The 5,739-nt window shown below is 35.7% G+C and carries 5 protein-coding genes and 4 pseudogenes; 2 read left to right on the plus strand and 7 right to left on the minus strand.

Annotated features, from left to right (window positions below; translation table 11 throughout):
• Nucleotides 1-118: 118 nt before the first annotated feature.
• Nucleotides 119-322: pseudogene (locus CWATDRAFT_RS42060) on the minus strand (hypothetical protein); the annotation flags it as partial.
• Here CWATDRAFT_RS42060 and CWATDRAFT_RS35020 point away from each other — a divergent pair.
• Nucleotides 316-634 (plus strand): annotated as a pseudogene (locus tag CWATDRAFT_RS35020) (transposase); the annotation flags it as partial. The pseudogenes CWATDRAFT_RS42060 and CWATDRAFT_RS35020 overlap by 7 nt on opposite strands.
• 100 nt (nucleotides 635-734) lie before the next feature.
• On the opposite strand, the gene CWATDRAFT_RS29210 reads toward CWATDRAFT_RS35020, so the two are convergent.
• The 5 genes and pseudogenes from CWATDRAFT_RS29210 to CWATDRAFT_RS29225 form a co-directional block, all read right to left on the minus strand.
• Entirely contained in the window at nucleotides 735-1,241 is a 507-nt protein-coding gene (locus CWATDRAFT_RS29210) for a hypothetical protein (protein WP_007308354.1), read from the minus strand.
• Nucleotides 1,242-1,319: 78 nt separating this feature from the next.
• Complete coding sequence (locus CWATDRAFT_RS29215; protein ID WP_007308353.1) at nucleotides 1,320-2,522, minus strand: argininosuccinate synthase; 1,203 nt, start codon at nucleotides 2,520-2,522, stop codon at nucleotides 1,320-1,322.
• A gap of 122 nt (nucleotides 2,523-2,644) precedes the next feature.
• Nucleotides 2,645-2,905: pseudogene (locus CWATDRAFT_RS35025) on the minus strand (Txe/YoeB family addiction module toxin).
• Entirely contained in the window at nucleotides 2,886-3,140 is a 255-nt protein-coding gene (locus tag CWATDRAFT_RS29220; protein WP_007308351.1) for a hypothetical protein, read from the minus strand. The pseudogene CWATDRAFT_RS35025 and the gene CWATDRAFT_RS29220 overlap by 20 nt, the downstream one beginning before the upstream one ends.
• Nucleotides 3,141-3,445: 305 nt before the next feature.
• On the minus strand, nucleotides 3,446-3,640 hold the full coding sequence (locus tag CWATDRAFT_RS29225; protein ID WP_007308350.1) for a DUF2949 domain-containing protein: 195 nt from the start codon (nucleotides 3,638-3,640) through the stop codon (nucleotides 3,446-3,448).
• A gap of 406 nt (nucleotides 3,641-4,046) precedes the next feature.
• On the opposite strand from CWATDRAFT_RS29225, the gene CWATDRAFT_RS29230 reads away from it, so the two are divergent.
• Nucleotides 4,047-4,745: a serine/threonine-protein kinase gene (locus CWATDRAFT_RS29230; RefSeq protein WP_007308348.1), complete on the plus strand. Its 699-nt coding sequence runs from the start codon at nucleotides 4,047-4,049 to the stop codon at nucleotides 4,743-4,745.
• A 134-nt stretch (nucleotides 4,746-4,879) separates the two neighbouring features.
• Here the strand turns inward: CWATDRAFT_RS29230 and CWATDRAFT_RS29235 are convergent.
• Nucleotides 4,880-5,497, minus strand: a pseudogene (locus tag CWATDRAFT_RS29235) (IS5-like element ISCwa2 family transposase); the annotation flags it as partial.
• Nucleotides 5,498-5,739: the final 242 nt, after the last annotated feature.

Below are 5,739 nucleotides of genomic sequence, written 5' to 3' on the forward strand. Positions count from 1 at the left end.
AAATTTACCCTTATTAAAGGGAACAAGCTTGTTACGGTCCCCCCTTCAGTTTCACCGTATCTAATATCTTGATCAAATTGCATCGTTTAAAGAACAGGATTTAGAGAGAATTTTCAATTTACCCTTTCCTGAAAAGTTTCTCCACAATTAATGCCACTTTTGACCAAGAATTTTCGGCCAAATCAATATTTTTTTAGTACATGAAACTTCTTTAAAGTATTATCAAATTAATTGAAGACGGATTGATGATTTTTCCTGTTCTATTATTGGTAAATAAGGACAAATAAAGCGACAAAAACTGCCTCATAAGTTTAGAAATATGCCCACTCTGATGCATGCTTCCGTAATGATACTCACGGAAAGTTTCGACAACTTAAACGAAGATTTAGCCTAAATCTCGTGATGACAAAACTCCCTGGAAACCTCCATTACATCTATTGCTATTACATTTTTAGTTGTCAATCTTTCTAAACTTCTGAGGCAGTTTTTGTCGCTTTTTTTGTCCTTATTTACCAATAATAGAACAGGAGAACTCATCAAACCGCCTTTCATTAATTTTGATTATACTTTAAACAATTTTTATGTACTAAAACTTATTGATTTGTTAGAAAATTCTTGGTCAAAAGTGGCATAAATTTTGGAGAAACTTTTTCAGCAAACCCTAAATAAAAAATCTCTTCTAAATCTTGTTCTTCACACGATGCAATTTGAATATTCACTATTTTAATATTAATCTATTTTCTTTTGATTGATGGGGGTAAGGTGAAGCGTTTCCGAGGAATGTCCTTTCCTTTTCTATATTCAATCCATGTGTCATATAAAGAGAAAATTGATTCATAGTAACTTCTCAGAGGAGGAGACAATAATATCTCCTGTTGGACATTAGGATTATGTACTAGGTTAAAAAAACTATAAGCAAATAGACAATCAATTGTTTTTATATCAATTACTTTAGTATCAAGTATGAATTTTACTCTTTCGAAAAAGTTCAAATACTTTTCAAGCAACTCTTTATCTTGTTGAGAAAATGTAGCATTAGGTTCATTAGGTTCATACCATTTTCCTTCTCTATCTAAATGAGACTCTGTTTTTCTATGAGAATCAATATCTCTAGCTAATTCATTAATAAATTGAGCTTTCGCTAATCGTTCACCTGAGTGTAACTGAAAACCAACAAAAAATAAACCTATAACTGCTGATATTCCGCTAATAATTTCCGTCGTGGTCTTTAATTCTTCCATAAATTTTGAGTTAGACTATAAAATTATCAAAAAATAATGATAGGGACTTAATTTAAATTAAGCCCCAAAATGAAACAATTAACCTTTGGTTTTTTCTGCCCAAACTCTGGTAGGAAGTCCCCAAATATAGATAAAGCCTTCTGCTGCTTTATGATCGAATTGATCGTCTTCCCCATAGGTGGATAAATGGGGGCTATAAATGGAATAATCAGACTGACGACCAACAATAGTCGCATTACCTTTGAATAGTTTAATGCGTACCATTCCGGTGACTCTTTCTTGAGTATGATCGATGAAAGCATCAAGAGATTCTTTTAGAGGAGAATACCATAACCCTTGATAGATCAAATGACTGTAGGTTTCTTCTATGCCTTTTTTGTACTGGGTGACATCAGCAGTCAAGGTTAAGCTTTCTAAGTCTCGGTGAGCATCAATAAGCACTAATAAAGCAGGGGCTTCATAAATTTCCCGTGATTTAATCCCAACTACTCTATTTTCTATCATATCAATGCGGCCAACACCGTGTTTACCCACCAGATCATTGAGTTGACTAATGAGGGCAACGGGATCTAAGGTTTGACCATTGAGACTAACAGGGATACCCTTCTCAAAACCGATCTCCACATATTCCGGGGTGTCTGGAGTATCGGCGATCGCTTTAGTCATCAAATAGATTTCTTCCGGGGGTTCAGTCATCGGATCTTCCAGGGGCCCGGCTTCAATACTACGGCCTAACAAGTTGCGATCGATACTGAAGGGAGAAGATTTCTTCACGGGGAATTCTAACCCAAACTGCTCACCGTAGGCAATGGTTTGTTCCCGACTCATATTCCATTCCCTGGCGGGGGCCAACACTTTTAAGGTAGGATTTAAGGCTAAGATTCCCAGATCAAAACGTACCTGATCATTACCTTTAGCGGTGCAACCGTGGGCAACTGCATCGGCCCCATATTTTTCGGCAGCATCTACTAATAGTTTAGCAATGAGAGGACGAGCTAAGGCAGTAGAGAGGGGATAACGATTCTCATACAGTGCATTAGCTTTGATAGCTTTGAAGGCATAATCTGTGACAAACTCTGTGGTAGCATCTTCTACAAGAGACTCCACAGCCCCAGATTTTAAGGCTTTGGCTTGGATGGGACCGAGTTCATCTCCTTGGCCCAAGTCCGCAGCTAAGGTGATTACCTCATCCACACCCCACTCCTGCTTGAGATAGGGAATACAAACGGAGGTATCTACCCCACCAGAATACGCAAGCACGACTTTTTTGGCACGACCCATATAATTTTATCTCTAGCATATATCTCAAGCTTTATTTTACTTGAGGTGACAAGTATCGTTTGTTAATATAAGACAAAAATTAAGCTTTAATATTATTAAATTATATTTAATATTTTCTCAACCTAATAGTAGTGAAATTTACAGCTAATAATTATTATTTCTGTATCTGTCACTTGATAAATTAACCGATGTTCGTCATTGATTCGTCTTGACCAATATCCCTTCAGGTTATGTTTCAAAGGTTCCGGTTTTCCCAGTCCAGAAAAAGGTTGACGTAAAATATCGTTAATTAGTTCAACAATTTTTTTATACAGTTTCTTGTTTTCAGTAGATCATTGATTAAACTGCTCAAAAGCTTTAGGGTCAAATACTATATTTCTCATGCCATTCTTCTGGATTTATGGTGATCAGTCCCTCTCTTTTTTCTACTCTTTCTATAGCTTCTAATAATTCTTTTTCATTAGCTTTTGTTGATAGTAAATATTCTGTTGTATCCGGTTCAGGAGAATTAACCAAAATAATTATTTCTACTTCGGTTCCCTCCTGAAGTTCTGGAGAATAAACCTCGATTTTTCCTCCTTTATCAACAGTTCCTGTTTGTTTAATGGCTTTGATCACTTGACTGGTAATATTACTAAGGTTGTTACTACTAATCTTATCCTAAAGATAGGTTTTTGACAAAAATAAACCTCTTAGTATCTTCTGCTTGTAGTTGTAGGGTGGGCAAATTTTTCTAGATATATGAAAAAGTGAAATAAGTTTTTGGAGAGCATCCCAAAGTGGCTTTTTATCCTTTATTGATAAGAGTTTATCTGATAAATTTCCCCCCGTCTCCCCGTCCCCCCGTCAAACAAAACATGATAATTTTTCTACAAAAATGGGATGCTCCCAGTTTCTGTTTTGCCCACCATCTCATCGGTAAACTAAAAATCATGATCATCCAACCAATCAAAAACCGATTCTAGTTGTTGTTTATCTAGTAAGCCATATTGCCACAAAATCATAGGGAAATGGTGGGGCATAGCTTGTTTATCTTTGAAAGCAAGGTTGATAGACTCAGGGGGAATGTCTAAGTCTTGTTGAAGAAAATTAAGAAGTCTGGTTGCAGTGGGGTTCATAATTAAAGCAAATTTAAAACAGTTATTAAAATTATGTAAACTGGCTCTTGAAATAAAACCACAATTACATTGAATATCCTCATTGTGTCAATGGTGTGTCGAGAATATGTCAAGTCAGTGACAATTTTTTTTCTGTCCCCAGTTATTCAGTGAGCAGTTACCAGTGAGCAGTTACCAGTGAGCAGTTACCAGTTGGGCGAAAACCTTTATGATTGTAGTTTTCACTGGCATGGATTAAACATTAAAATTGCTTGACTTCCCACACTCCCCACACTCACCCAACCGAAATATTGATACACGCAATGGAAAAGTTTTATTATAGGGACGATTAATTAACTGTCACATCATCTTGTCAATAAAAAAAGATCGATTAAAATTGCGTTATACTGAATGACTTTTAAAAGTGATGGGGCAGCAAATAGGGGGACGTTACCAAATCATTAAAGCTCTGGGAAGTGGTAGCTTTGGACAAACATTCTTAGCTAAGGATACTCATGATAATGAAATATCTGACTGTGTCGTAAAACAGTTAAAATGTGACAATGAAGATAATCTAAAAACAGCAAGACGTTTATTTGATACAGAAGCAAAAATTCTGGAGAAATTAGGAAGTCATTCCCAAATACCCCAGTTATTTAACTATTTTGAAGAAGCAAAAGAATTTTATTTGGTTCAAGAGTTTATTGATGGACAAGATTTAGATAATGAGTTAAAACCAGGGATAAAATATAGTGAGTCTGATGTTAAAAAGTTATTAATAGATATTCTGGAAATATTAACTTATGTTCATGATAATAATGTCATTCATCGTGACATTAAACCCGGTAATATTATGCGTCGTAAAAGCGGTGAATTAGTATTAATTGATTTTGGGGCAGTTAAACAGGTAGGAACCATTATTAGTCAGAAAAATGGTACAGTAGCAAAAACGGTTACTATTGGTACGCCTGGATATATGCCAAGTGAACAAGCTATAGGAAAACCTCGCTTTAGTAGTGATATTTATGCAGTAGGAATGATAGCAATTCAAGCATTAACAGGACTTTTGCCAGAGGTATTACAAAAAGAATATGAAAATCAGGAAACAGAAGAAATTGATTGGTGAAAATTAGCTGATGTTAGTGATAGATTGGGAAATATTTTAGATAGAATGATTCGTTATGATTATCGACAACGTTATCCGTCAGCAGTAGAAGTTTTAGAGGTAATTAGGGTTTGCTGAAAAAGTTTCTCCAAAATTTATACCACTTTTGACCAAGAATTTTCTGACAAATCAATAAGTTTTAGTACACAAAAATTGTTTAAAGTATAATCAAAATTAATGAAAGGCGGTTTGATGAGTTCCCCTGTTCTATTATTAGTAAATAAGGACAAAAAAAGCGACAAAAACTGCCTCAGAAGTTTACAAAGATTGACAACTAAAAATGTAATAGCAATAGATGTAATGGAGGTTTCAGGGAGTTTTGTCATCACGAGATTTAGGCTAAATCTTCGTTTAGCTTGTCCAAACTTTCCCTCAATAGCATTACGGAAGCATTCATCGGAGTGGGCTTGTTTCTTTTCTTCTTCACTGACATTTTTCGGAGGTCTTCCTAACTTCGGACCACTGATTCTTATCCCTCTTTCCTTACACCAATTTCTGTTTTCCCTAGTTCGATAAATTTTATCTACATGGACGGATTCGGGATAATAGCCAAACGTTTCTTTATACTTTTCTACTTGTTCTTTTAAATGACAAGATTCATTGAAGTTTTCCCAACTTATTTTGCCTAGAAACACATAGTTATCTACACAGCTTACTGAGAGTTTAGCTCCAAACTCTATTGGTTTTCCTGCTTTTCCCCTCACTATTGGACGAAATATGGCCGTTTGAGTTTAAACCTTACCAAATTCTTTTTGAGGAAACCCTCCGTGGGTCCTTAATCCTCCCCACATTTGACCTGTTTGGTTGGTTCCATAAACCTTTTTTTTGGAAAAGGCCCCCCTAAGACAAAATTTTTCTCCGGGCCTTTTTACCCCCAAAAATTTTCCCCGGGGAAAACCCCCCCCGCCTTGGGAATTTAAGACCTCTCTCCAATTATTCCCCCAAAAATTTTTTT

It is taken from the genome of Crocosphaera watsonii WH 8501 (assembly GCF_000167195.1).
GTDB classification, from domain to species: Bacteria; Cyanobacteriota; Cyanobacteriia; order Cyanobacteriales; family Microcystaceae; genus Crocosphaera; species Crocosphaera watsonii.